General features: G+C 36.2%; 26 protein-coding genes and 1 riboswitch. Of the genes, 18 read left to right on the forward strand and 8 right to left on the reverse strand.

Translation table 11 applies throughout. The features are described 5' to 3' along the window. Positions 1–4 precede the first annotated feature (4 nt). From BFA01S_RS00695 to BFA01S_RS00700, 3 genes are all read left to right on the forward strand, one after another. Positions 5–811, forward strand: coding sequence for a Cof-type HAD-IIB family hydrolase (locus tag BFA01S_RS00695; RefSeq protein WP_066224586.1), 807 nt, complete (start codon positions 5–7; stop codon positions 809–811). 155 nt (positions 812–966) lie between these two features. After that, entirely contained in the window at positions 967–1,116 is a 150-nt protein-coding gene (locus tag BFA01S_RS22705; RefSeq protein ID WP_169800414.1) for a hypothetical protein, read from the forward strand. A 3-nt stretch (positions 1,117–1,119) separates the two neighbouring features. Then, positions 1,120–1,317 (forward strand): DUF3813 domain-containing protein, encoded by a 198-nt coding sequence (locus BFA01S_RS00700; protein ID WP_066224589.1) that lies wholly within the window; start codon positions 1,120–1,122, stop codon positions 1,315–1,317. Between the two features lie 42 nt (positions 1,318–1,359). Here BFA01S_RS00700 and BFA01S_RS00705 read toward each other — a convergent pair whose 3' ends face one another. Next, positions 1,360–1,794, reverse strand: coding sequence for a BsuPI-related putative proteinase inhibitor (locus tag BFA01S_RS00705; RefSeq protein ID WP_156483493.1), 435 nt, complete (start codon positions 1,792–1,794; stop codon positions 1,360–1,362). Positions 1,795–1,905: 111 nt separating this feature from the next. On the opposite strand from BFA01S_RS00705, the gene BFA01S_RS00710 reads away from it, so the two are divergent. Together BFA01S_RS00710 and BFA01S_RS21640 are read left to right on the forward strand one after the other, a co-directional pair. Further along, a complete protein-coding gene (locus tag BFA01S_RS00710) occupies positions 1,906–2,763 on the forward strand; it encodes a DegV family protein (protein ID WP_066224596.1) in 858 nt (285 codons plus the stop codon). A gap of 57 nt (positions 2,764–2,820) precedes the next feature. Continuing rightward, positions 2,821–2,952 carry a DUF3941 domain-containing protein gene (locus BFA01S_RS21640; protein ID WP_082799792.1) on the forward strand — a complete coding sequence of 44 codons (132 nt, stop codon included), beginning with the start codon at positions 2,821–2,823 and terminating at the stop codon, positions 2,950–2,952. A 273-nt stretch (positions 2,953–3,225) separates the two neighbouring features. Here BFA01S_RS21640 and BFA01S_RS00715 read toward each other — a convergent pair whose 3' ends face one another. Further along, positions 3,226–4,095 (reverse strand): CvfB family protein, encoded by an 870-nt coding sequence (locus BFA01S_RS00715; protein ID WP_066224838.1) that lies wholly within the window; start codon positions 4,093–4,095, stop codon positions 3,226–3,228. 357 nt (positions 4,096–4,452) lie between these two features. Between BFA01S_RS00715 and BFA01S_RS00720 the strand changes: the two genes are divergently transcribed. The 4 genes from BFA01S_RS00720 (at position 4,453) to BFA01S_RS00735 (ending at position 11,822) form a co-directional block, all read left to right on the forward strand. Next, complete coding sequence (locus tag BFA01S_RS00720) at positions 4,453–4,944, forward strand: YajQ family cyclic di-GMP-binding protein (RefSeq protein WP_066224598.1); 492 nt, start codon at positions 4,453–4,455, stop codon at positions 4,942–4,944. Between the two features lie 293 nt (positions 4,945–5,237). Then, a riboswitch (SAM riboswitch) is annotated at positions 5,238–5,372 on the forward strand. 111 nt (positions 5,373–5,483) lie between these two features. Continuing rightward, positions 5,484–7,337, forward strand: a complete 1,854-nt coding sequence (locus BFA01S_RS00725; RefSeq protein WP_066224601.1) for a bifunctional homocysteine S-methyltransferase/methylenetetrahydrofolate reductase — start codon at positions 5,484–5,486, stop codon at positions 7,335–7,337. Next, positions 7,330–10,752 carry a methionine synthase gene (metH, locus tag BFA01S_RS00730; protein ID WP_066224603.1) on the forward strand — a complete coding sequence of 1,141 codons (3,423 nt, stop codon included), beginning with the start codon at positions 7,330–7,332 and terminating at the stop codon, positions 10,750–10,752. Before BFA01S_RS00725 ends, metH begins: the two co-directional genes overlap by 8 nt. A 197-nt stretch (positions 10,753–10,949) precedes the next feature. Beyond that, positions 10,950–11,822: an SDR family oxidoreductase gene (locus tag BFA01S_RS00735; protein ID WP_066224606.1), complete on the forward strand. Its 873-nt coding sequence runs from the start codon at positions 10,950–10,952 to the stop codon at positions 11,820–11,822. A gap of 132 nt (positions 11,823–11,954) precedes the next feature. Here BFA01S_RS00735 and BFA01S_RS00740 read toward each other — a convergent pair whose 3' ends face one another. Genes BFA01S_RS00740 through BFA01S_RS00755 form a run of 4 tightly spaced genes read right to left on the reverse strand, consistent with a single transcriptional unit; the run spans position 11,955 to position 16,764 of the window. After that, positions 11,955–13,286 carry an alpha-amylase family glycosyl hydrolase gene (locus BFA01S_RS00740; RefSeq protein WP_066224609.1) on the reverse strand — a complete coding sequence of 444 codons (1,332 nt, stop codon included), beginning with the start codon at positions 13,284–13,286 and terminating at the stop codon, positions 11,955–11,957. A gap of 45 nt (positions 13,287–13,331) precedes the next feature. Continuing rightward, the gene (locus BFA01S_RS00745) at positions 13,332–14,174 is read right to left on the reverse strand and encodes a sugar ABC transporter permease (RefSeq protein ID WP_066224614.1); all 843 of its coding nucleotides are present in this window, start codon (positions 14,172–14,174) and stop codon (positions 13,332–13,334) included. Position 14,175: 1 nt separating this feature from the next. Further along, the gene (locus BFA01S_RS00750) at positions 14,176–15,459 is read right to left on the reverse strand and encodes a carbohydrate ABC transporter permease (RefSeq protein WP_066224617.1); all 1,284 of its coding nucleotides are present in this window, start codon (positions 15,457–15,459) and stop codon (positions 14,176–14,178) included. Between the two features lie 48 nt (positions 15,460–15,507). Next, positions 15,508–16,764, reverse strand: a complete 1,257-nt coding sequence (locus BFA01S_RS00755; protein WP_066224619.1) for an extracellular solute-binding protein — start codon at positions 16,762–16,764, stop codon at positions 15,508–15,510. Between the two features lie 201 nt (positions 16,765–16,965). On the opposite strand from BFA01S_RS00755, the gene BFA01S_RS00760 reads away from it, so the two are divergent. Together BFA01S_RS00760 and BFA01S_RS00765 are read left to right on the forward strand one after the other, a co-directional pair. Continuing rightward, positions 16,966–18,735 carry an alpha-glycosidase gene (locus BFA01S_RS00760; protein WP_066224622.1) on the forward strand — a complete coding sequence of 590 codons (1,770 nt, stop codon included), beginning with the start codon at positions 16,966–16,968 and terminating at the stop codon, positions 18,733–18,735. A 139-nt stretch (positions 18,736–18,874) separates the two neighbouring features. Continuing rightward, positions 18,875–19,435, forward strand: coding sequence for a DUF2777 family protein (locus BFA01S_RS00765; protein WP_066224625.1), 561 nt, complete (start codon positions 18,875–18,877; stop codon positions 19,433–19,435). A 44-nt stretch (positions 19,436–19,479) separates the two neighbouring features. Here the strand turns inward: BFA01S_RS00765 and BFA01S_RS00770 are convergent, their stop codons facing one another. Then, on the reverse strand, positions 19,480–19,848 hold the full coding sequence (locus BFA01S_RS00770) for a YisL family protein (protein WP_066224627.1): 369 nt from the start codon (positions 19,846–19,848) through the stop codon (positions 19,480–19,482). Positions 19,849–20,014: 166 nt separating this feature from the next. On the opposite strand from BFA01S_RS00770, the gene BFA01S_RS00775 reads away from it, so the two are divergent. Continuing rightward, positions 20,015–21,205, forward strand: coding sequence for an ornithine--oxo-acid transaminase (locus BFA01S_RS00775; protein WP_066224629.1), 1,191 nt, complete (start codon positions 20,015–20,017; stop codon positions 21,203–21,205). Between the two features lie 23 nt (positions 21,206–21,228). On the opposite strand, the gene BFA01S_RS00780 is transcribed toward BFA01S_RS00775, so the two are convergent. After that, positions 21,229–22,131 (reverse strand): fumarylacetoacetate hydrolase family protein, encoded by a 903-nt coding sequence (locus BFA01S_RS00780; RefSeq protein ID WP_066224631.1) that lies wholly within the window; start codon positions 22,129–22,131, stop codon positions 21,229–21,231. Between the two features lie 307 nt (positions 22,132–22,438). Here BFA01S_RS00780 and BFA01S_RS00785 point away from each other — a divergent pair, with 307 nt between their 5' ends. From BFA01S_RS00785 to BFA01S_RS00810, 6 genes are all read left to right on the forward strand, one after another. Continuing rightward, positions 22,439–22,612, forward strand: coding sequence for an aspartyl-phosphate phosphatase Spo0E family protein (locus BFA01S_RS00785; RefSeq protein WP_369690786.1), 174 nt, complete (start codon positions 22,439–22,441; stop codon positions 22,610–22,612). A gap of 713 nt (positions 22,613–23,325) precedes the next feature. Beyond that, positions 23,326–23,547: a spore germination protein gene (locus BFA01S_RS00790; protein WP_066224635.1), complete on the forward strand. Its 222-nt coding sequence runs from the start codon at positions 23,326–23,328 to the stop codon at positions 23,545–23,547. Positions 23,548–23,560: 13 nt separating this feature from the next. After that, entirely contained in the window at positions 23,561–23,782 is a 222-nt protein-coding gene (locus tag BFA01S_RS00795; RefSeq protein ID WP_066224637.1) for a spore germination protein GerPB, read from the forward strand. A gap of 77 nt (positions 23,783–23,859) precedes the next feature. After that, positions 23,860–24,453, forward strand: a complete 594-nt coding sequence (gerPC, locus tag BFA01S_RS00800; RefSeq protein WP_066224639.1) for a spore germination protein GerPC — start codon at positions 23,860–23,862, stop codon at positions 24,451–24,453. Position 24,454: 1 nt separating this feature from the next. Beyond that, positions 24,455–24,646 carry a spore gernimation protein GerPD gene (locus BFA01S_RS00805; protein WP_066224642.1) on the forward strand — a complete coding sequence of 64 codons (192 nt, stop codon included), beginning with the start codon at positions 24,455–24,457 and terminating at the stop codon, positions 24,644–24,646. A 13-nt stretch (positions 24,647–24,659) separates the two neighbouring features. Continuing rightward, positions 24,660–25,034 (forward strand): spore germination protein GerPE, encoded by a 375-nt coding sequence (locus BFA01S_RS00810; protein ID WP_169800416.1) that lies wholly within the window; start codon positions 24,660–24,662, stop codon positions 25,032–25,034. Positions 25,035–25,060: the final 26 nt, after the last annotated feature.

Consider the following 25,060-nt stretch of genomic DNA (forward strand, 5'->3'; position numbering starts at 1 on the left):
TGTGATGAAACCTTATTTAATTGCACTTGATTTAGATGGAACACTTTTAAAAGATGATAAAACGATTTCTGATTTATCAAAAACAGTTATTCAAAGAGCAAGAGCAGAAGGTCACATCGTTTGTATTGCAACCGGAAGACCTTACAGATCAAGTTCACTTTACTATAATGAGCTGGCGCTGAACACACCGATCGTAAACTTCAATGGTGCATATGTACATCATCCAAAGGACACAGCTTGGGGAATCCATCATAAGACACTTGAGCTTAATACTGTTAAAGATATTATTGAAGTTGCTGAAAAGCATAACATCCATAATATGCTGGCAGAAATAATTGATGATGTGTATTTTCATTATCATGATGAAAAATTATTAGATGTATTTAGTATGGGAGACCCAAACGTAACAGTCGGAGACTTACGGGAAAATTTAGGTGATAATGTAACAAGTATTCTCATCCATTCAAAAGAAACAGAAGTTGAAAAAATTAGACATTACTTATCAGAAGTCCATGCCGAAGTCGTTGATCATCGCCGCTGGGGTGCCCCTTGGCATGTGATTGAGATTATTAAAGCCGGAATTAATAAAGCTGTCGGTCTGGATAAAATCGCAGCACATTTTGATATCCCCCAAGAAAGAGTAATCGCTTTTGGTGATGAAGATAATGATTTAGAAATGCTGGAATATGCCGGACACGGTGTTGCAATGGGTAATGCAATTGATAAATTAAAAGCAGTTGCAAATAAAGAAACGAGAACGAATGAAGAAAATGGCGTTGCTCTTTATTTAAAGAAAACATTGGATTTATAATATTTATCTTTTTATATACATACCCACGCTTAGCATATGCTAAGCTTTTTTATTTACTATTTTCAGCAATTTTTTCCGACTATATTTTCAAAATAGCTGCACACAATATAAGAGACGTAAATAAAAGCGTCAATTAGAAAAGGGGGCGTTTTTTTATGGGTAAACGTAACAAATCAAAACGTTTTGTTCAACAAGGCAAAGATACTGTTACTAAACACGCTGAAAGGTTCCCTTATCGAAGCACAATGTCTGAGGCAGAGAAAAGAGCAATGAATACAACAGATTCCACTTTGAGTGAGGTCTAAAAAATGGGTAATCGTTTATTCCAGGAAGCGCGCGAATATGTTCTAAATGCTGAACAAATTGCAAACGGAACATTAGACGGCAATAAAGATGATGCAATTACTAAAGCTAAAAATGCTTTAGTATCTGCATACGCAAATACAACAGAAGCCGAAAAACGGCAACTAAGAGAACTTCAAAGTACAATTGATTCTATTTCTTAATAATAGTCAGTCCCCAAAACTGTTTTTTTGGGGACTCTATCACTAAGGTATATTAATCTTTCCCTTTTGCCTCAAATGTTCTATATGTTCAGACTTCCCTAAAAAGATAATTTCTACTTCATATGTTCCCTTCTCCACTCTATTTCCATTATTATCTTTATAATCCCACTGCTCTCTCCAGGTTTTTTTCTTAGTCGAGTCAACTTCTAAATATTCAATCATCTGTATAAACATTCGTTCCCTCGAATATTTATATATCTCTTTTCCATCTGAATTTCTAATAATGATGTCATATTTCTGTGCTGACCGAAATTCAAATTGTGCACTCTGTTCTGTCCCATTTACTAATGTAATAATAAATTCAGCCTGTTCGTCTCTTTCTTTCACATCAATAGTTAAATGCATCTTTTCTTCTCCTCCGGTTTGTCCACAGCCAATTAATAGAAAGATGGTAATAACACAGCTAATTATTCGCAATATTTCTCATCCTTTCCTCTCATGAGTAAAAAGATTAAAGCTTTTTCACTATTGCCTAATATTGTATAATAGAAGCTAATACTTAAAAAGCATGAGAAATGAGGTGTTCAAATGAACGTTCAAATCATTGCAGACAGCGGCTGTGACTTACCATTAGAATATTATAATGAAAATTCCGTTTCCTTTATTCCATTACATGTTCAGCTGAAAGAAAATGAATATGAGGATTTAATTGAAATTCAGCCAAAAACAGTTTTTGATGCAATGCGGGAAGGTGAAGTTGCAAAAACGTCACAGGCATCACCAAATCATTTTAAAGAACTTTTTACACGTTTCGCAGAAAAAAATATTCCATGTGTATATATTGCCTTTTCATCCCGTCTCTCAGGTACATATCAAACAGCAGTTATGATAAAAAATGAAGTGTTAGAACAATATCCTAATTTTCAAATAGCCATTATTGATTCAAAATGTGCTTCACTCGGTCATGGTCTTGCTGTAAAACATGCTGTAAAGCTGGCAGCTGAAGGAAAGACAGTCACTGAACTGGAGGAAACATTAGCAAGCTACTGTACAAAAGTAGAACATCTTTTCACTGTTGATAACTTAGATTATTTAGCACGCGGGGGAAGAATCAGCAAAGCTTCCGCATTTGTCGGCGGACTTCTAAGTATAAAACCACTGCTCCATGTAGAAGACGGACAGCTTGTCCCGCTTGAAAAAATAAGAGGCCGCAAAAAGCTTTTTCGTCGAATTATTGAGTTAATGAAAGAACGTGGAGAGGCTTTAGATAAGCAAACAATCGCCATCAGCCATGGAGACGATGAAGAAGCAGCACTTGAAATAAAGAAGATGATAGAAGACGAATTTTCTCCTAAAGAAATTATTGTTAATATGATCGGGGCAACAATCGGAGCACATTCTGGTCCTGGAACAATTGCGATCTTCTTCCTTAATAATGAAGCATAGTAACAGATCATAAAGGACATCATATGACTGACTTTTATTCTGAAAGGAGTCATATGAATGCCACATACAAGTGATAATGATAAAAAAGCAAAAGATAACAATGCCAAACGTCATGAAAAAAATATGATGCGTGAAAAAAACCGTCAGCGCGGAGAAAGACAATACTCTAAGAAGACAGATCATCTATAAAGAGACTATACGATCCCCCCATAAAGTGAAACTTCCTTTATTGGGGGGTTTTTCTCATACCCCACTGAAAGTTAGTTAAAGGAATCGGATCTTTGCGGAAAGTTGGATCTTCCACTTAACTTCCTTTAAATTGCTGGAACTTTGAAGCGAGATCTTACTGCCTGTTAAGCTGGGAGAAGTTTTAAAAGCTGAAAGGCCCTGTCGTGAAATCCTTGATTTTACTGGATTTCCATAACAGGGCCTTTCAGCAGGACGTGCCAAAAGGGTTGCTTTTTATCCTTTTGGCACGTCCTCTTCTTTCTTCTCGTATGTCCATCCACCTTCCTGATATACTTTCCCAGCCTTCATTAAATGGCCGATTGCTCGTTTAAAAGCACCCTTGCTTAAAGAAAATCTTTCCTTTATATCCTCAGCATCACTTTTATCAGAATAAGGCATTGCTCCACCGCGCTCTTTCATATAAGCAAAAATCTTTTCTGCATCATCACTTAATGCTTCATGCTTTCTTGGAAGAAGTGATATGTTAACTGTTCCGTCCTCTTTCACATCAATGACCCGACCCGTTACACGTTCACCAAGACGCGGCTCCCTCGTTCTTTGTGTAGAATGAATGAATCCTTTATACCCTTCATCCGTTATAATAAATGAACCAGCGACGATCATTCGATAAACAGTGCCGGAAATTTCTTTATTAAATAATTCACGATCCGCATTTTTAAGGAGCGGCTTTATAATTTCTTCTGTTGCAAGCCTTACAAAGAAGCGGCCATTATTCGTTACTTTTAATGTACAATATAATTTGTCCCCCGGTTCAGGCCATACTTCCCTTAAAAAAGGCAAATTATCTTTCCCAACGAGTGCATCTTTAGCTAATCCAATATTAATAAAAGCACCGTACTCATCGCGCACGTCAACAACATCAGTCCAGCCGTATTCTCCTTCTGTAATAAACGGCTTTTTCATCGTTGCACTAAGCCTGTCTGTCGAATCTACTAAGAAGAAGACTTCGATCTCATCCCCTACCTGTATTTCTTCTGTTACTTCATTGTTATGTAAAAGAACTCTCTTTTCACCATCTGTTAAAAAATAACCATAATCTACTTGTTCATCAACCCTAAGTGTTTCAAACGTACCTGGTTTCATCATTCATTACCTGCCTTTTCAATTCGCTGTATAAAAACTGTCACTATGCTTTTATTTTACTATAGTTTAATCATATCGTTATGATTAATATGCTACTATACATTACTATGTATAAGCTGTAATATGCAATTTTATCATTCAATTAAACAGCTCTCTATCCATAGTCAGTATCCTCCCCTCTAAAAAAGTTAATATTTGGTGTAAAACTGCATATCCTTAAAAAGTTGTGATCACGCTCTAAATTTACTATAATTTGTATAGAATAAATAGGCTTAAATTCTGATCTAAATTGAACAAGATTATTTCATTAAAAAACAGCTTACATCAACTAGCTGTATATACATAGGAGGGTTATTTATGGCTAAAGACAGTTCATTTGATATCGTATCAAAAGTAGAATTTCCTGAGGTAACAAATGCGATTGCCATCGCAATGAAGGAGATTAGCACACGTTATGATTTTAAAGGGAGTAAAAGTAGTATCACTTTAGAAAAAGAAGAACTTGTTCTCGTTTCAGATGACGAATATAAACTTGAACAGTTAAAAGACGTACTTCTTTCAAAATTAATTAAAAGAAATGTTCCAATTAAAAATCTTTCTTACGGGAAAATCGAAGGCGCTTCCGGCGGCACAGTGAGACAAAGAGCAACACTCGTATCCGGAATTGATAAAGATAATGCGAAGAAAATAAACACGCTTATTAAAAACAGCGGCCTTAAAGTAAAAAGCCAAGTTCAAGATGACCAAGTTCGTGTAACCGGAAAAAACCGGGACGATCTCCAGCAAATTATCGCTTTAGTTCGTGAGGCTGATTTATCAGTCGATGTCCAATTTATTAATTACAGATAATCATTTCCGAGAGCAGTGTATCCCACTGCTTTTCCTTATTTATATATGATAATAGTAAAATTTTACTTAGTTAGCATGTAATGCTCTTATAATTTTTCCTAATTTCCGTACAATCTAACTATGTTTCTAGTTTTTTTCTAATATTTTCATATAAACTCTACATTTTTCAACATATTTCTCTATTATAAATACTGAAATTTACCTTTTTTCACTTTTCTATTGATCTTTTGCGAATTATTAGATAAATTAAATACAGTATACTTTTCTAAAACAATTAAAGTAAATATATACTGTTCTTATCTAGAGAAGCTGAGGGACTGGCCCGACGACGCTTCAGCAACCGGTCAAATGAGGAAGATACCTTCTCTTCTCATTAGAATGCCAAGGTGCTAATTCCAGCAAAGCTATTCATGCTTGAGAGATGAGAAGAAGCGTTGTTTATCAAAGTCTTCTTCTTATAGAAGGCTTTTTTTAATAGATATATATTGTTTTATTATTTTTTCATCATTCATTATTTTCGGAATCGGAGGATTTTACAGATGAGCTTTTTAGATGAATTAAAAACGAAAATATTAATTGCTGATGGTGCGATGGGAACTTTGCTCTACTCACATGGCGTTGATCGATGTTTTGAAGAGTTAAACTTATCAAAGCCTGAAGATGTTCTCCGTGTGCATAAATCTTATATTGAAGCTGGAGCAAATATTATTCAAACAAATACGTACGGAGCAAATTTTATCAAGCTTTCACGATATGGACTGGAAGATGATATTAGACAGATTAATAAAAGAGCTGTTGAATTAGCAAAGCAAGCAGCCGGAAATTCAACATATGTTATTGGAACGATGGGCGGTGTGCGTACATTTAAAAAGAGTGCACATTCTCTTGATGAAATTAAACGTAATTTCCGCGAACAGCTGTTTATATTATTAAATGAAGATATTGACGGACTTATTTTAGAAACATTTTATGACTTTGAAGAAATTCAAACTGTTTTACAAATTGCAAGAAAAGAAACAGACAAACCAATTATCGCAAATGTTTCCTTACATGACACAGGTGTTTTACAAGATGGTACACCGCTTGCAGACGGATTTAAAACATTGGAGACTCTAGGTGCTGACATTGTCGGTTTAAACTGTCATTTCGGTCCTCATCATATGATTCAATCATTAGAAGATGTACCGCTTTTAGAGAAAGCTTACTTATCTGTTTATCCGAACAGCAGCCTTCCTACATTTGAAGAAGATGAGCTCGTCTATAAATCTGATGAAAAATACTTTGCAGAAAGCGCGCTGAAATTCAGAGAACAAGGTGTCCGCTTAATTGGCGGGTGCTGCGGTACGACACCTGCACATATTAAAGCAATGGCTGCAGCTGTTGCTAATCTAAGTCCTGTTACAGAGAAAGAAGTAAAACCACATAAAAGTCCGGTATCTGTTTCAAGTGCAAAACAAGCTGAATATACACCTCTAGAAGAAATCGTACAAAAAAGACATTCTGTTATCGTTGAACTTGATCCGCCGAAAAAACTGAACGGAATGGAAAAGTTTTTACAAGGGGCTGAAGCTCTTCAGCAGGCCGGGATTGATGCATTAACACTTGCTGACAACTCTCTTGCTTCACCGCGAGTTGGCAATGTGGCAGCTGGAATGCTTGCAAAAGAAAGAGCAAATCTAAGATCACTAATCCACATTACATGCCGTGACCGTAACTTAATTGGTTTGCAGTCACATTTAATGGGTCTTCATGCTTTAGGTCTTTCTGATGTTTTAGCGATTACAGGTGACCCGTCAAAGATTGGTGACTTCCCTGGTGCGACGTCTGTTTATGACTTATCATCATTCGACTTAATCAGCTTAATTAAGCAATTTAATGAAGGTGTTTCCTATTCAGGTAAATCACTCGGTGAAAAAACTAATTTCTCTGTTGCTGCTGCATTTAACCCAAATGTTCGCCATTTAGATAAAGCGGTGCTTCGTCTTGAGAAGAAAATCCAATGCGGCGCAGATTATTTTATCTCTCAGCCTCTTTATTCAAGTGAGCAAATTGTTGATGTTTATAATGAGACAAGAGACTTAAAAGCACCAATTTATATCGGTATTATGCCTCTTACTTCAAGCAGAAACGCAGAGTTCATTCATAATGAAATACCTGGAATTAAACTTTCTGATTCTATTCGTGAGAAAATGGCTCTCGCGGGCAATGATAAAGAAAAAGCACGCCAAGAAGGGATTGCGATTGCAAAATCATTAATTGATACAGCATTCGATTTATTTAATGGTATTTATTTAATTACTCCTTTCCTTCAGTATGATATAACGGTCGAATTAACAAACTACATTCACGAAAAAGAAAAGCAGCTTGCTGAAAGGAAGATCACGCATGTATAACATACAAGATGAACTAAAAAAACGTATCCTCGTACTGGACGGTGCGATGGGTACAATGATTCAAGCAGAAAATCTTACAGCAGATGATTTCGGCGGTGAAGAATATGATGGTTGTAATGAATATTTAACGATTACTTCACCGGACACAATTTTAAAAATCCATGAAGCTTATTTAGCACATGATGCAGATATTATTGAAACAAATACATTCGGTTCAACTAGCCTCGTTTTAGATGAATATGATCTTGGACATTTAGCACTAGAGCTTAACATTGAAGCTGCCAAAATTGCAAAAAAAGCTGCGGAAAAATATTCTACATCTGAAAAGCCAAGATTTGTAGCTGGTGCAATGGGACCAACGACGAAAACATTATCCGTTACAGGGGGAACGACTTTCGATGCATTAGTCGATTCATATGAAGAACAGGCTCGCGGTTTATTACTCGGCGGCGTTGATCTCCTTTTACTTGAAACGAGTCAGGATATGCTAAACGTAAAAGCCGGCTTTATCGGAATTAAAAAAGCATTTGAAAATGTCGGCAAAGAAGTTCCACTTATGATCTCAGGAACGATTGAACCAATGGGAACAACATTAGCTGGTCAGGATATCGAAGCTTTTTATATTTCACTTGAACATATGAAGCCAATTTCAGTCGGTTTAAACTGTGCAACAGGCCCTGAATTCATGACAGACCATATTCGTACATTATCAGGTCTTGCTGAAACAGCTGTCAGCTGTTATCCAAACGCAGGTCTTCCTGATGAAGAGGGAAATTATCATGAATCACCTGAATCACTTGCGAAAAAGCTCGTTGGTTTTGCTGAACAAGGCTGGTTAAACATCGTCGGCGGCTGCTGTGGAACAACACCTGCACATATTAAAGCAATAAGTGAAGCTGTTTCCACTGTTCAGCCTCGTCAAATCGAAAGTTCATCACAGGGTCATACAGTATCAGGTATCGAACCGCTTATTTATGAGGATGGAATGCGTCCTTTATTCGTAGGTGAAAGAACGAATGTTATCGGTTCAAGAAAATTCAAACGACTTATCGCTGAACAAAAATATGAAGAAGCTGCTGAAGTTGCCCGCGCTCAAATTAAGAGTGGTGCACATGTTCTTGACGTCTGTCTTGCAGACCCGGACCGTGATGAACTAGAGGATATGGAAAACTTCATTAAAGAAGTTGTGAAAAAAGTAAAAGCTCCGCTCGTTATCGACTCAACGGATGAAAAAGTAATTGAGCGTGCACTTAAGTATTCACAAGGTAAAGCAATTATTAACTCTATTAACTTAGAAGATGGTGAAGAACGTTTCGAGGCTGTCGTTCCTTTAATTAAACAATACGGCGGTGCAGTCGTAGTAGGAACAATTGATGAAGTCGGAATGGCTTTAACAGCAGAAAAGAAATTAGAAATTGCAAAACGCTCATATGATCTTTTAGTAAATAAATATGGTTTAAAAGGCAGCGACCTAATTTTCGACCCTCTTGTATTCCCGGTAGGAACAGGTGATGAGCAGTATATCGGTTCAGCAAATGAAACAGTCCGCGGTATCCAGCTTATAAAAGAGCATCTTCCAGAATGTTTAACAGTTCTTGGTGTAAGTAACGTTTCATTTGGTCTCCCTCCTGTTGGACGTGAAGTTCTAAATGCTGTTTATTTATACCACTGTACACAAGCCGGACTTGATTATGCGATCGTTAATACAGAAAAGCTTGAGCGTTTCGCATCGATTCCTGAAGAGGAAATAAAGCTTGCAGAAGACTTATTATTTAGAACAACAGATGAAACACTTGCTGATTTCACGAACTTCTACCGCGGCAAAAAGAAAGAAGCAAAGAAACCTGTTAACACAATGTCACTCGAGGAGCGCCTTGCACAATACGTTATTGATGGTACAAAAGAAGGCCTTATTCCTGACTTAGAAAAAGCACTGAAAAAATATCCGAGTCCGCTTGATATCATTAATGGACCATTAATGGCAGGTATGGCTGAGGTTGGGGTCCTTTTCAATACGAATCAGTTAATCGTTGCAGAAGTTCTGCAAAGTGCGGAAGTAATGAAAGCATCTGTTGCCTTCCTTGAACAGTTCATGGAAAAAGGAACAGACAGTGGAAAAGGAAAAATCATTTTAGCAACTGTTAAAGGTGATGTTCACGATATTGGGAAAAACTTAGTCGATATTATTTTAAGTAATAATGGCTACAATGTTGTAGATCTAGGTATTAAAGTAACACCTCAAACACTTATCCAAGCTGTTCGTGATGAAAACCCGGATATTATCGGTCTATCTGGGCTGTTAGTTAAATCCGCTCAGCAAATGGTTATAACAGCACAGGATTTACATGAAGCGAAAATTGATATTCCGATTCTTGTCGGCGGTGCGGCACTTTCTCGTAAATTCACAAACAATAAAATTTCACCGGAATATGACGGACTGGTTTTATACGCAAAAGACGCAATGGACGGACTTGCGCTTGCTAATGACTTAAGAACAAATCCTGAACAGTTTGTGAAAAAAGAAGTAGCTGCTACAGTTGAACGTGAATTAAAAGGAACACATAATGAGGCTGTTGTTGAAATGCTGAAACAACGCGGTGATATAAAGGAATCACCTATCTTTACACCGGCTGATACGAAACGTCATATTATAAGGGATATTGATTTACCACAAATCTTCCCATATATTAATATGCAAATGCTGATTGGTCACCATCTCGGCTTAAAAGGAAAAATAAAAGAATTAATTAAAAACAAAGATCCAAAAACAATGGAGCTTTATGAATTAATTCAAGAACTCATTCAAGATGGTGTAGCAAACAATTGGTTTAGCCCTGCGGCTGTTTATCAGTTTTTCCCTGCTTACAGTGAGGATCGTAAACTGCATATTCTTGATCCTGATAATACGTCAAAAATTATCGAAACATTTGAATTTCCAAGACAAAATAAACTTCCATACCGTTGTATTTCTGACTATGTACGTCCGAAAAAAGATGGCGAGCTCGATTACATCTCTATGTTTGCTGTAACGGCAGGAAGTCAGATTCGTGAACTCGCACAAGGATTTAAAGAAAATGGAGAGTTCTTGAAGAGTCACGCTGTTCAGGCACTTGCGCTTGAACTTGCTGAAGGTCTTGCTGAAAGAACGCATCAGCTTGTCCGTGACCGCTGGGGCTTCCCTGATGCACCGGATTTCACAATGGATCAGCGCTTCCAAGCAAGGTATCAAGGTCAGCGATACTCATTCGGTTATCCTGCATGTCCTGATCTTGAAGACCAGGAAAAATTATTCAAACTCATTACACCAGAAGATATCGGCATCCACCTTACCGAAGGCTGCATGATGGAACCAGAAGCATCTGTAACAGCAATCGTTGTTGCACACCCTGATGCGAAATACTTCAATGTAATGTAATTATTGAAGAACTGAAACGATCTCGTTTCAGTTCTTTTTGTTTATATATTAGCCATTTTCTAGATATGTCGGTGCTTTCTTAATTTATATCAGCGAAATCCCCATTATATCGGCAATCTCCTCTTATATCAGTAACTTTCTATTTCAGACATACTTCCCCTATTTTTCAGCATACTACGTATTGGGAGGTTATGAAAATGAGCCAAAATTCAAATCAGCCAAAACAAACATTACCGCCGCAGGAACAGTCAGTGCAGCCTGGAATCGAAAATATAATGAATCCGCTGCCTAAATTTGAAGGTACATCTTATAAAGCAAGTGGGAAACTGCAAGATAAAGTTGCGATTATCACCGGTGGAGACAGCGGAATTGGACGGGCTGTTGCTGTCCATTATGCAAAAGAAGGTGCAAATGTTGCAATCATCTATTTTAACGAGCATGATGATGCAAATGAAACAAAGAAACATGTAGAACAACTAGGAAGACAATGTCTGTTAATATCAGGTGATATTGGCGATGAAGCATTTTGCGGAAAAGTTGTAACTGATACAATAAATCAATTCGGAAAGATCGATATTGTTGTAAACAACGCAGCGGAACAGCATCCGCAAAAAGGTATCGAACATATCTCAAGTGAACAGCTTGAACGAACATTCCGAACGAATATTTTTTCATTTTTCTATTTAACGAAAGCGGCGCTTCCCCACTTAAAACAAGGAAGTACCATCATTAATACATCATCTATTACCGCATATGCCGGTCATAAAGAATTAATTGATTATTCAGCAACAAAAGGTGCAATCACAACATTTACAAGATCTCTTGCTCTCTCATTAGTTGAAAAAGGTATCCGTGTAAATGGTGTGGCTCCTGGACCGATATGGACTCCACTTATTCCTTCTACATTCAAAAGTGATCAAGTTTCTACTTTCGGGGGAGATACTCCGATGGCGCGACCGGGACAGCCTGAAGAACTCGCACCGAGCTATGTATTTTTAGCTAGCGATGACTCCAGTTACATTACCGGGCAGATGATTCATGTAAATGGCGGGAAAATTATAAATGGATAAATGAAAGAGGGTGTCCCCAAAGGGTAAAAGCAACCCTGTGGAGACACCCTGCTGAAAGGCCTTGTGATGAAAATCCAGTAAAACCAAGGATTTGGTGACAGGGCCTTTCAGCTTTTAAACCTTATCAGGGACTTATCGAACAGTCCCTCTTCTCTTTGCAATAATTAAAAATAATAAAAACAATCCCGGAACTAAAATAAACACGCTAATAAGCGGCCAGTTTGGTCCTGTCTGTTCTTTTATTTCATATACTTCTGCTAATTCACGGTCGAGAATAAACTCGTAATAACCATTTTCTTCATGAAAAATATCGCCTGTTAATAGACCTCGAAGCTCTTTATTTTCAGCAATTTCTTCATTCGAAATCATTACTTTCTGTGTTTCTGTCGTATTATTTAAAGCGACAATAACTGATTCATTTCTATATGTTCTCTTATAAATAGCCATTCCGTTCTTTTCATATAATAATTCAATATTTCCCTTTGCTAATACCGGCAAACTATGACGAACTTTTGCGAGCTTTTCGATATATTGAATAAGTTCTTCCCCAGTTTGAAAATCCATCATTTTCAAATTATCCGGCGCTTTTCCACCGTCTAATGCAATTTCAGTTCCGTAATAAATGATCGGCACTCCCGGTGCTGTATACATATAAGCCAGTGCCATTCTTATTCTCGGTCCTGGATGAAACTTATTCTCTATCGCCTTTCTCGTAAAGCGAATTTCATCTTCATTATCAATAAATGTTGCAGATAATGAATCTATCTCTTGATCTAGTAAACTTTTAATAGATTGATTTGGCTTTGAAAAAACATTTGAAGCCTCTTTATAAAAGGAGCCGTTTAAAAATAAATCATTACCGCTGCTCTCCCTTTCAGCATCTCCAATTAATATAAAGTTTCTTTTCAAAGTCTTTATTTCCTTTGAAAACTTGCTCCAAAACTGTGAGGAAAATTTCTCTATATCTGTTAAATAATAGCCATCGATATCTGTTTGTTCAATCCACCATTTTGCCGTTTCGATTATGTATTGTTCTTCTTTATTATTAGTAATAAACTGTAAAATAATTTTCATATCTCTTGTATGCGCTTCCGAAACGAGTCTTTTTACATCGTCGATCGTTCCAAAATGCTTATCTACTTTTTTTAAGTCGTGAACAGAATTCCCATCAAAACTGTCACTTTCAAAAATCGGTGATAGAGAAATCGTTGTAAATCCCATCGTTTGAATATAATCCAGCTTTCTAATAATACCTTCAATATCCCCACCATAATATCCCTTTGGATTATTATAGTTTATTCCATCGCCATCATTGCTCGTATCCCCGTTATTAAATCTGTCTACCATTAATGAATAAATAATTTCATCCTCTATGTATTGTTCTTCTTTTTCAGCAGCACCTACTTGTGAAGCATAAAAAAGAAGAAACGGGATAAGTAGCAATTGAGAGAGTCTTTTACTCATACCCGTTCCCCCCTATCTCTTTATTAATTCTATTATATAGGAAATTTATCCTTTTGTACCCCCTGCCGTTAAGCCAGAAACGAAATATCTTTGAAATGATAAAAATAAAATCGCAATTGGAATGGCAATTAAAACAGAGCCTGCCGCAAATTTTGTAAACTCAGCACCGAATTGTTTCGCAACCATATTGTAAAGACCGACTGCCAATGTGAAATTTTTTTCTGAGCGGAGCAAAATATTAGCGATGATGAAATCAGCAAATGGAGCGATAAAAGAAAACAAAGCAACAACGGCAATAATAGGTTTTGCGAGCGGCATAATAATTTGCAGAAAAATCCTTAAATGACCGGCTCCATCTATTTTTGCCGATTCATCAAGCTCTTTTGGAATTGTATCCAAATATCCTTTCATAAGCCATGTATTTATAGGAATTTGTCCGCCTACATAAACAAGAATTAATCCTAAATGCGTATCTAAAAGTCCTGTTAATAAAGCTAAAACGAAAATAGCAATCAGCGCTGCAAAGTTTGGAACCATCTGCAAAATTAAAAAAGCAAGTAATCCATTTTTTCTGCCAATAAAGCGGTAACGGGAAAATGTATAAGCTGTTAAACTTACCATAATGACTGTTAAAGCCATCGTTAGAAAACTTACTTTTAATGAATTCCAATACCAATATAAGTAATTACTTTTTTCAAGATCGAATAAAAATTGATAATGCTTTAAAGTAGCATTTTCAGGAATAATGGATGAACCAGATAAGCTTTGCCCTGGATTAAAAGAAGAACCGATAATCCAAAGGACCGGGTATAAAATAATCGCAAACATAACAAAAATGACGAGATACGATAATGTCAACCGGATAGTTCTCTCTTTTTTCATACTCATTTCACATCATATCCTCTTCTTGAAATGATTTTGTCCGCTTAAATTGCCACAAAGCAACACTAATAACAATAAGTGATAAAAGCAGCGTAATTGCAGCGGCTTTTGAATATTGAGCAGATGTCATTGTAAGCCTGTAAATCCATGAGATTAAAATATCTGTTCCACCAGCTGTCTGATCAGCAATCGCAGGTCCCCCACCATTAAATAAATAGATAGCATTAAAATTATTAAAATTAAATGCATACTGTGTAATAATAATTGGTGCAGTTGCAAATAAAACAAGTGGCAGCGTAATATTTCTGAACTTTTGCCAGACAGAGGCACCATCGACTGTTGCTGCTTCATATAATTCATTTGGAATAGATTGAAGAACCCCTGTCGTCATAGCAAAAATAAACGGGAAACCGAGCCATGACTGAATCATGATTAATGCGAGTCTCGTCCAAAAAGGATTAGTCATCCATGGAACTCCCTCTATCCCGAACATTCCTAAAATATGTTCATTCACTGTTCCAAATGATTCATTAAACATCGCCGCAAAAACGAGGAGGGAAACAAAGGCCGGAATTGCCCAAGGTAAAATAAAAACTGTCCGTATAATCGCTTTCCCTTTTAAATCTTTTTGATTTACGATAACAGCGAGAAAAATACCTAAAGCAACTTGTAATGTCGTTGCACCGAATGTCCAAACGATTGTCCACGCCAGCACCGCAAAGAATGTTTGCCGCCAAATATCGATTTCAAAAATGTCCATGAAGTTTTGAAAACCAGCCCAATCAATGAGCTTGGCAGGAGGAGAATGATATAAGTCATAGTTTGTGAATGCTAGCAGCACGACAAAAATAATTGGGAAGATAACGACGAATACTAGTAGCAGAACTCCCGGGGAAATCATTAAATATGGAAAACCTTGATCAATTAAATTTCTATACTGCTCTCTCACTGTACTAAGCTCCAAACCTTGATCACGTCTTTTACCGTTTTTATAGGAGTCTCTCAAATTAATAAAATAAAAGGCAAGGCCGAATAATAAAACGATGACAGCTAAAATCCCATAAACTAATAAGAAAAGAGAATGATCACGTGGCACTTCTGTTCCTAAAGTTGCTATGCCCCATAAACCAATATCAATCAAGTCCCAAAAAACATATAAAAAAGAAGCAGCTAAAAGGAGAAATATGCCGCCCTTTAAAAACTGGCGATTATACAGCTGTCCAAGACCCGGAATAACAGATAAAACGAGGGCAATTTTCCGATGGTTTGAATGAGATTTAATGTCTCTCACTTCCTTTCCGAAATAGTCCCCGTAAGCTGCTCACGGGGACTGCTGTTCTTACTTATGATTCGTTTTAATATTTGTCTTGATTCCCTTTACTGCACTGTCTAATGCAGCTTTTGGCTCCGCTTTTCCTGTCACAATCGTTTGCAGGCTGTCGGCCATCGGCTTCCACACTTCCGCCATTTCTGGAATGTTTGGCATTGGCAGCGCATTTTGTGATTGCTCAGCGACAGCGTACGCTACGTCATTCTCTTTAATAACGGGATCTTCTATTAAACTTTTAACCGGTGGAATTTCACTCGTTAGTTCAAAACGTTTTTTTGCATTCTCTTCATTCGTAATATGTTCCACAAATTTTGTTGCCCATTCTTGATTTTTTGAAAATGCTGATACATGCCATCCTTTCACACCCATAAACGTCTTCACCGGCTCCCCATTCGGCAGGCTCGGCATTGGTGCAGCCCCAATTTCAATTCCGGCATCTTTCATTCCTTGAACAGCCCAAGGACCATTCATAACAGAAGCAACCTTTCCTTCATTAAATAATCCATCCATCGCTGAACCACCATTTTCACCGATAATTCCCTTTGGGAACAATCCTTCTTTATACCACTTTTGAATATATTCAGCTCCTTTTACTGCTCCATCATTATTTAAACCAACATCATCACGGTCTAATGCCCCATCATTTTCTTTAAATACATAGCCGCCCATTCCACCGATGAAGCCATGCGAAAAATAATAATTATCTAATATCGCTAAAAATCCGTATTTACCATCTTTCGTAAATCCTTTCGCAAAGCTATACACTCCATCCATTGTTTTTGGAGCTTCTTTCATAAATTCTTTATTATAAATAAAAATTGGAGTTTCTGTCGCTTTTGGTAATCCATATAATTTCCCATCATATTTTTGTGCTAAGACAGATGACTCTGTAAATGTATCAAGGATTGACTCATCCACTTTTAATTCAGCAATAAGTCCTTCTGTAACAACTTGCCCGATCTGGTCATGTGGTAATGTCACGACATCAGGACCTGTTCCAGCCGGACCGTCTAAACGGAGCTGATCACGCATTTTTTTCGCCATTTCAATTTCTTTAAATTCGATTTTAATTCCATACTTTTCTTCAAAAGATTGTACTGCCGGCTTTAATCCGACTCCCTTTTTAGTATCTTCCCAAACGATTAATTTCTCAGGTTTTTTGCTATCTGCAGTTCCATTTGTATTCTCTTTTTCTTTCGGACCACAGGCAGACAGCACTCCCAGCACAAGCAAGATGATCATAAATATGGAAAAAAACCTTTTCATTTTGCCCCCTCCTAAAATGTTTCATCATCCCTTCACTTATATGCAAATATTTGTACAAGTATTCAATGGAATACTCTCTCCACCCTTTATCCATCTAAGAAAGAAACTTCTGTCACAGCACTGTTAAAATGAGGCATTTTGGAAACCATAAACATAGTATTTATGTAAGACATTAAAAAAGGAGATAAGGGGGGCTGTTTTATGAACAAAGAAGCTGTTTATCATCGTCCGAAAGATCAATATGCTTATATTTATGATGCAGAAACTTTACATATATTACTTCGTACCAAAAGAGGAGATGCACACTCTGTTAATCTTATTTACGGCGATCCTTATGAATGGGATGTGTCAGGATGGATTTCATCAATAGTTCCGATGCAAATTAGCGGCCGTGATGAGCTTTTTGATTATTGGTTTACAGAAGTAAAACCGCCTTACCGTCGTTTAAGATACGGATTTAAAATTGCTTCCGGTGATGAAACAATTTTTTATGGTGAAAAAGGGTTTAACGATACGGCACCAAAAGATGATATCGGCTTTTATTTTGCTTTTCCTTTTCTACATGAAAACGATGCATTCACACCGCCTGAATGGGTAAGAAATACAGTTTGGTATCAAATATTTCCTGAGCGCTTTGCAAACGGTAGTGATAGAAATAATCCTAAAGATACTTTGCCATGGGGAAGTGCCGAACCGACAGCAACAAACTTTTTCGGCGGTGATTTTGAAGGAATTATTCAGCGGATCGATTACCTTGTTGAACTCGGAATTACTGGTATTTATTTAACACCTATTTTTAAAGCTCATTCCAATCATAAATACGATACGATTGACTACATGGAAATTGATCCTCAATTTGGGGATACAGAAACATTTAAAAGGCTTATCGATACTTGCCATAAACATGGGATAAAAGTGATGCTTGATGCTGTTTTTAATCATAGCGGTTATTTTTTCGAACCGTTCCAGAATGTACTTAAACACGGGGAAAATTCTCGTTATAAAAATTGGTTTCACCTTCATGAATTTCCGATTAAAACGAAACCGAGGCCAAATTATGACGCTTTTGGATTTGTAAAAACAATGCCTAAATTAAATACACAAAATCCTGAAGTGAAAGATTATTTATTAAAAGTCGGTGCATATTGGCTAAGAGAATTTAATATTGACGGCTGGCGTCTCGATGTGGCAAATGAAATAGATCATCAGTTCTGGCGGGAATTCCGAACAGAAATGAAAAAAATAAAGCGTGATGTTTATATACTCGGAGAAATTTGGCATGACGCTATCCCTTGGCTTTCAGGTGATCAATTCGATGCTGTTATGAACTATCCTTTTACAAATGCAGCTTTAAACTTTTTTGCAAAAGATGAAATAAATGCAGAACAGTTTTGTAACGCTATTTCACATGTATGCCATATGTATCCACGAAATGTAAATGAAGTCGCATTTAATTTACTCGGAAGCCATGATACAGCGAGAATATTAACAACTGCAAAAGATAATAGAGAAAAAGTGAAACTGTTAACTGCCTTTCAGCTGAGCTTTATTGGGACACCTTGCATTTATTATGGAGATGAAATAGGCATGGCTGGTGGAGATGATCCTGACTGCAGAAAATGTATGATTTGGGATAGACAGCATCAAGATATAAATATGCTTAACCATGTGAAGAAACTTATTTCATTACGAAAGACATATCCTATTTTTGCAAACAACGGTATATTTTCTTTTTTGTCAGCAGATAAGGAAACAAATCATATTATATACAAGAAAGAAAATGAAAAGGAAATATTAATTGTAATAATGAATAATTCCAATAACTCTCTTAACATAGCAATACCGGAACTAAATCTAAAAGACCTGATGATCCGTGATATTTGTAATGAAAAAGAATTCGCTGCACATGCAGAAAACTTATCTATTTCATTAAAGCCTTACGAATTTAAATTTTTGCTTATTAATAAATAAAGGACAGTTCCCCATAATAGTTTTCAGGGGACTGTCCTCCTTTCTCTGAATAAATTTCCTCTTTTTTGGAAAAAAAGAACAGTAACAGCTTTTTAAATAGGATAACTAGTCAATTTTCTTTTAATGGAGGTAGAAATAAATGCAGCAAAAACAGCGAATTGATTATTTAATTAAACAGGAACGCTCTTATATTACCGGCAGTGTTGAAAACGATGGCGGACAACTCGTTTTTTACGATAATATAAATGATGAGCTCCATTATTTAGACAATTTAAAAGGCGAACAACTGGAAATTTTCAAAAATCAAAGCTGGCTTAAAGGATGTTGTTTCAATTTCGGACAGCTCGAAACAAAAAAGGGGCTATTACAAATAAATGTCGGGGATCTTATTCGAATGCGTAGAAGGCTTCCAGTTGCTTTAGAAGAAATGTTAAAAGAATTGGATGAGAAAACGTTCATTAAATTAATAAAGCAATTAAATCTCTTGTCATTTTCCCCTTTTGACTGTGTATATTCGTATAATCAGTTAATATTTTTGACTAACAGCGTTCAAAAGAAAGGTGTTTCCTTTTTTCATTTTGATAATGAAGAAGAGATTTGTGCATTACAGCACCACTTCGAGCGAGGCGTTCATCCCCAGGATAGACTGGAAATAACAACAAGTCTCGGAAAACGAATATTAATCACTGGTAAATATTAAAAAAATGCCTGATCTAGCTTTTAAGCAGATCAGGCGCTTCCACCCTACATATGGAAAATACCTCCAGGGAGACGGATACCAAGCAGAATTGTTAACACAAGAGCAATAATGAAAATAATCCAAAATACCTTTGCTGGCTTTTCTTTTTTCATCTTTACTAAAACCATTTCCATCATAGCGACTGTAACGAGTCCAAGGATTAGTTTCCCAATATATTCTCCATTGAGATTTGATAAATTGAAACCTAATTCGTTTAAGACAAGAATTCCAGATGCAATAATGATTAAATAAAACAGTCTTAAAATCATATGTACAATAGTAGCCGGCTTCATTTTTTCAGACTTGTACATTGAGCTAGCAATGAAAAATAAAATTAATCCAACGACCCATGCCGTAATATGCATATGTACCATTTTTAATTCCTCCTTATTTTTATTCAATTAAATTCAATTCAATTAATATGTTATCATGAATTTTCATTATAAATAAAATAATATGTTCGATCATTATATCCCCAAGCGGAGAGTAGTATGTACTATATAGCTGATAAACAAGCATTTTCATATGGAGGGGAGAAATATGTCCAAATCAGTACAAATTATAAAGCAAACTGAAAAATTTGGTGCAAATAATTATTACCCGCTTCCAGTCGTTATTTCCAAAGCATCCGGTGTTTGGATGGAAGATGCTGACGGCAAAAGATACTTAGATATGCTAAGTGCTTATTCCGCCGTTAATCAAGGACATTGCCATCCAAAAATTATTGCTGCCTTAAAAGAACAAGCAGGTAAAATTACATTAACTTCAAGAGCTTTCCACAATGATCAGCTCGGTCTCTGGTATGAAAAGGTAGCAAAGCTCACAAATAAAAATATGGTTCTTCCAATGAATACTGGAGCAGAGGCTGTGGAAACTGCTGTTAAAGCCGTTCGCCGCTGGGCATATGAAATAAAGAATATTAAAAAGGATAAAGCGGAAATAATCGTCTGTGAAAACAATTTCCATGGACGAACAATGACGGCTGTCTCTATGTCCTCCGTTGATGACTATAAAAAAGGATTTGGCCCTCTTCTTCCTGGTATTAAAATAATTCCATTTGGTGATCTTCACGCATTAGAAAACGCTATTACAGAAAACACAGCTGCTTTTATTATCGAACCAATTCAAGGGGAAGCTGGCATTATTATTCCAGAGGATGGCTACTTATCTGCTGCGTATCATTTATGTAAAACAAATAATATCTTATTCGTAGCCGATGAAATCCAAGCAGGACTCGGCCGTGCCGGGAAAATGTTCGCTTGTGATTGGGAAGACATTGAACCTGATATGTATATTTTAGGAAAAGCGCTCGGTGGCGGAGTATTCCCAATTTCCTGTGTTGCTGCTAATAAGGACATACTTGGTGTGTTCAATCCAGGCTCCCATGGTTCAACATTTGGCGGCAATCCTCTCGCATGTGCTGTTTCTATTGCTTCTTTAGACGTTATTATAGAAGAAAAGCTTGCAGAACGTTCCAGACAGCTAGGTGACTACATGATGGATAATCTAAAACAATTAAAGAGTGCACTTATTAAAGAAGTACGTGGAAAAGGACTATTTATCGGACTGGAATTATATGAATCTGCCCGGCCTTATTGTGAAAAATTAAAAGAAGAAGGATTGCTTTGTAAAGAAACACATGATAATGTTATTCGTTTTGCCCCACCGCTTATTATTAAAAAAGACGAGCTGGATTGGGCAATTGAAAAAGTGAAAAAAATAATTGAATAAAGAAAGCACCTCAGGCGCTTTCTTTATTTTTTCACCTTATTTCTCAAAACTCCAATTTCCTCTATTTCAATTTCAATTACATCCCCTGGCTGTAAATACTTCGGCGGATGAAATCCTTTTCCTACACCAGCCGGAGTGCCAGTCGCAATAATATCTCCCGCTTCCAGCGTCGTTCCTTGAGAAATGATGGAAATAATATACTCGATCGGAAAGATCATTTCTTTCGTATTTCCATCCTGTCTTACTTCATTATTAACTGATGTTTTAATCATTAGATTTTTAGGATCATTAATCGCTGATTTATGTACGATGTAAGGTCCCATCGGACAAGATGTATCCAAACTTTTTCCAAGGAAGAATTGTTTATGGCGGGATTGAAGATCCCTCGCTGTTATATCATTTATAATCGTATAGCCAAACACATAGTCCATCGCATCTTCTTTCTCTATTTGCTTTCCCTTTTTGCCGATTACAATCGCTAACTCACCTTCATAATCCAGCTCATTCGTTAAATGAAGATGTGGATCGATTTCTTCCTCAGGACCAATTACTGTTGTGGGAGCCTTAGAAAAAAGCATAATATGTTCATCAATATTTTCCTTGTCACCCATTTCTTCTGCATGATCATAATAATTTTTTGCAACACAGAAAATATTTTTCTTTAGCTTTGTAATAGGCGCTAAAATCTTAACATTTTCTAGCGGATACAAATAAGATTCTGTATCTTCTGCTTTTTTCGACCATTCGACTAATTGCATGACATGTGTAACAAATCTTTCACCAATTTCAATACATTCCAATAATGTAGGCGGAAGTGTTGCAAGCTCGAATAAAATACTCTCTGCCTTGTGAATATCCAGTACTTTGTCACCTTGAATAAGACCAATAAAAGTATGTTCATAAATTTGTCCGCTAATAAATTTCATCTTAACCACCTTTTATTTTTTCAAAAATAAATGCTTTATTTATATCTCTTCTATTCATATGCCATTATTCGCCGTTCTCTATACAAACTCCTTTAAATTCTTATCATATGCAACAGATAAGAAGGTCTTCTTGTTTATAAAAAAGAGGAGAAATATTCCTTTATGACTATAAATTATTCACCAAAAATTTAATATTTCTATTAATTAATGTATTTTTTGTCAAAAAAAGTAGTATAATAGCCTTATTAAAAATAAAAATACCAACCTCTATGACATTTTAATTATTGGATGAAAGATGGAGAAAACGATGATTTTGTTAACAGAGATTGAATTAAAGCGTAAACATTTAATTAGTACAGCCAAAAGATTCGGATTAAATGCTGCGGAAACAATTCAATGCAGTCAAGAACTTGATACTCTTATACTTCAACAACTTAAGCTAACCAACCATAAAACAACTAAAGAAAAAAAAACAATTTAATGCTGACAACAGACGTTAAATAAACTGCTTATAAAAGATAATCTGTTAAATAAAAAAACTAAACTGATCGAGACTGTCTCAAAGAGAAGATATCTCTCCTATAATTTTGATATAGCACAGAAATTATACATAGCCTGCTATATAGTAATAAAATTTATAGGAGCGGTCCCCTTCTTGAAGACAGTCCTTATTTTTCTTCATAATACATATTCTCATGTTTCACTCATAACTAAGCATGAAAAAGCAGCTCTCCTCTTAACAGGATAGGATTAAATCCTAATCAAGATGCTGAGAGCAGAGAAAGCTTATATTTTTTACAGAAGAAAGGAGATTTTATAAAGTGGAATTTACGATGAAAGAAGCGGTATATTTTACGGATCTGCATACAGATCGATATAAAAGATTTACATATTAGTGCTAAAGATGAACGTAATATGGAAGAGGCGGGGCGCTTCGAGAAAATTAATATACACTTTCGCATTACAGGTAAAGATTTAAATAAAAAAAGTTGAAAAGGCAATGGCTTTATCAAGAAAAAACTGTTCTATGACGCAATCAGTCATTGGAAATATTGAAGTTCCAGAGACGTATGAAATTATTAATGCATAATAAATCATCGCCGGCATTTGCTTGGCGATTTTTTATATTACACATTTACCTATTTTTTTCATAAACTACATTAAAACATAGACTAATGAAAAAGGATGTTGTTTATGCCAGCGATAGTAGGTGTTTTTAAAGTAAATAGTGTCGGAACAAGCAGCATCGTTCATATCGGAGACGTTATTACGATCTCCCCTTATAGCGAGGTTAAAACTTTTGCAGGCGCCGGATCATTTAGTACTGGTGATGGACTGAATATTTATAATCAAAACAGTGTCACAAATATGTATGATCAGGATATAGTCGATCAGCCTGTAGTTGGAAATATGTAGGGAGGAATTCACCTTGAACTTTTACATTAATCAATCCATTTCAATCAACTACTTAAAAGTCAACTCTGTAGCTAATTCTTCGGTATTTCAGATCGGTAGTTCGGGCCTTATAAAGGCGCTTTCCAATAACTATAATACAGGAGGATTTACAGGACCAGCACCGGAAGCACAAACTGATGATACTTTTAGTCCTGTTGTGCCGCTTCAATCTCCAGGCTCCGCTAGGTCCTCTTAATAGGCTAACACCTATTTTCCCCTATTTGCATAATGTATCGTAACAAGTAAGCAGTGAAATGCAAAAGGTGGGATAAAATGTATCAGTACAATAATTATTTCCAACAAATCCAAGCGCAAAATAACAAAATTACAGAGCTGGAAAAAACAATTCAGCTATTACAGTCTGAAATGAGAAAATTAAAAGATAATTCAGCAACAAAAATTGAGAAAATTGAATATAAATTTGATCAACTTAAAATCGAAAGACTTGAAGGTACATTAAATATCGGCTTAAATCCTACTGATCCAAATCAAGTTGAAAACTTTGACGTAGCACAAAATGGAGTAAATATACATGGTATGCAAAAAGAACTGAGAGAACAACTCGGGGCACAAGTAAGCGAAGAACTTCATCAATTCCTAAATGGAGAGTGTTTGAGTTTAATAGGAAATATTGAAGAGAAGTTTAATTACCGTTTAGATGAGCCGCACCGACGCCATATTATTGAAGATATTCGCAAACAAATTGACAGCCGTATTCATTATTATGTAAATGGAATTCATCTAACAGAGAATGATTCACTTGATGATCATAAAAAAGCAATCGTTACAAATGTAAAAAAAGATGTAGAAAACTCGATTACCCACTTTCTAAATCATTTACCAACGAACATGAAAGGGAATGAATAAAATGAATTTCACAGTTACGAATAAAAATCTTCAAGTCGGAGCAATCCAAATAGTCGGGGTTGCGAGCTCTTCCCTTTTTCTTATCGGTGATGCCAATACGATCTCCCTTTCTTCGGCATTTGATACGCCCCCGGAGTCTTTAATTATCGGTCCATTCCAGCCTCTTGAAGCAGAGAATACAAATGCTGAATAGACGGCTCTCATATGTGAATTATGCATACGTCAACGCAGTCGGGATCAGCTCTATTTTTCAAATTGGTGATTCCAAAAATATACTTCTTCGGTCAAAAGTGTTCGCGGTCCAAAGACAAGTAGAAACCTTCTATACGAAAGAAGGGAATTTTTCTAAATATTCAATCTTTAATAAAGCTCTTCCACAGCCGGTTTTAGATGAACAAATTTCAGCTGTCTTTTTTAACAAAAGAGGTAAAATCCAGGTCAATGCAGTAAAAATCCATGGTGTTTCCACCTCCTCTGCTTTTCACATCGGTTCCACAAATGATGTTGTATGTGAGACAAGAACAAAACATATCCGTCAGCTTCTTCCTCTTAATGAGAAGAAGAGGAATATCTCAACGTAAAGCTGTCAGTACTTGAGATATTCCCT

Source organism: Metabacillus fastidiosus NBRC 101226 (assembly GCF_001591625.1).
Classification (GTDB): domain Bacteria; phylum Bacillota; class Bacilli; order Bacillales; family Bacillaceae; genus Metabacillus; species Metabacillus fastidiosus.

What these genes read in the sequence shown, in the direction of transcription:
- BFA01S_RS00695 (WP_066224586.1), top strand. Translation starts at nt 5, where the DNA reads ATGAAACCTTATTTAATTGCACTTGATTTAGATGGAACACTTTTAAAA.
- BFA01S_RS22705 (WP_169800414.1), top strand. Translation starts at nt 967, where the DNA reads ATGGGTAAACGTAACAAATCAAAACGTTTTGTTCAACAAGGCAAAGAT.
- BFA01S_RS00700 (WP_066224589.1), top strand. Translation starts at nt 1,120, where the DNA reads ATGGGTAATCGTTTATTCCAGGAAGCGCGCGAATATGTTCTAAATGCT.
- BFA01S_RS00710 (WP_066224596.1), top strand. Translation starts at nt 1,906, where the DNA reads ATGAACGTTCAAATCATTGCAGACAGCGGCTGTGACTTACCATTAGAA.
- BFA01S_RS21640 (WP_082799792.1), top strand. Translation starts at nt 2,821, where the DNA reads ATGCCACATACAAGTGATAATGATAAAAAAGCAAAAGATAACAATGCC.
- BFA01S_RS00715 (WP_066224838.1), bottom strand. Translation starts at nt 4,095, where the DNA reads ATGAAACCAGGTACGTTTGAAACACTTAGGGTTGATGAACAAGTAGAT.
- BFA01S_RS00720 (WP_066224598.1), top strand. Translation starts at nt 4,453, where the DNA reads ATGGCTAAAGACAGTTCATTTGATATCGTATCAAAAGTAGAATTTCCT.
- BFA01S_RS00725 (WP_066224601.1), top strand. Translation starts at nt 5,484, where the DNA reads ATGAGCTTTTTAGATGAATTAAAAACGAAAATATTAATTGCTGATGGT.
- metH (WP_066224603.1), top strand. Translation starts at nt 7,330, where the DNA reads ATGTATAACATACAAGATGAACTAAAAAAACGTATCCTCGTACTGGAC.
- BFA01S_RS00735 (WP_066224606.1), top strand. Translation starts at nt 10,950, where the DNA reads ATGAGCCAAAATTCAAATCAGCCAAAACAAACATTACCGCCGCAGGAA.
- BFA01S_RS00740 (WP_066224609.1), bottom strand. Translation starts at nt 13,286, where the DNA reads ATGAGTAAAAGACTCTCTCAATTGCTACTTATCCCGTTTCTTCTTTTT.
- BFA01S_RS00745 (WP_066224614.1), bottom strand. Translation starts at nt 14,174, where the DNA reads ATGAGTATGAAAAAAGAGAGAACTATCCGGTTGACATTATCGTATCTC.
- BFA01S_RS00755 (WP_066224619.1), bottom strand. Translation starts at nt 16,764, where the DNA reads ATGAAAAGGTTTTTTTCCATATTTATGATCATCTTGCTTGTGCTGGGA.
- BFA01S_RS00760 (WP_066224622.1), top strand. Translation starts at nt 16,966, where the DNA reads ATGAACAAAGAAGCTGTTTATCATCGTCCGAAAGATCAATATGCTTAT.
- BFA01S_RS00765 (WP_066224625.1), top strand. Translation starts at nt 18,875, where the DNA reads ATGCAGCAAAAACAGCGAATTGATTATTTAATTAAACAGGAACGCTCT.
- BFA01S_RS00770 (WP_066224627.1), bottom strand. Translation starts at nt 19,848, where the DNA reads ATGGTACATATGCATATTACGGCATGGGTCGTTGGATTAATTTTATTT.
- BFA01S_RS00775 (WP_066224629.1), top strand. Translation starts at nt 20,015, where the DNA reads ATGTCCAAATCAGTACAAATTATAAAGCAAACTGAAAAATTTGGTGCA.
- BFA01S_RS00780 (WP_066224631.1), bottom strand. Translation starts at nt 22,131, where the DNA reads ATGAAATTTATTAGCGGACAAATTTATGAACATACTTTTATTGGTCTT.
- BFA01S_RS00785 (WP_369690786.1), top strand. Translation starts at nt 22,439, where the DNA reads ATGATTTTGTTAACAGAGATTGAATTAAAGCGTAAACATTTAATTAGT.
- BFA01S_RS00790 (WP_066224635.1), top strand. Translation starts at nt 23,326, where the DNA reads ATGCCAGCGATAGTAGGTGTTTTTAAAGTAAATAGTGTCGGAACAAGC.
- gerPC (WP_066224639.1), top strand. Translation starts at nt 23,860, where the DNA reads ATGTATCAGTACAATAATTATTTCCAACAAATCCAAGCGCAAAATAAC.
- BFA01S_RS00805 (WP_066224642.1), top strand. Translation starts at nt 24,455, where the DNA reads ATGAATTTCACAGTTACGAATAAAAATCTTCAAGTCGGAGCAATCCAA.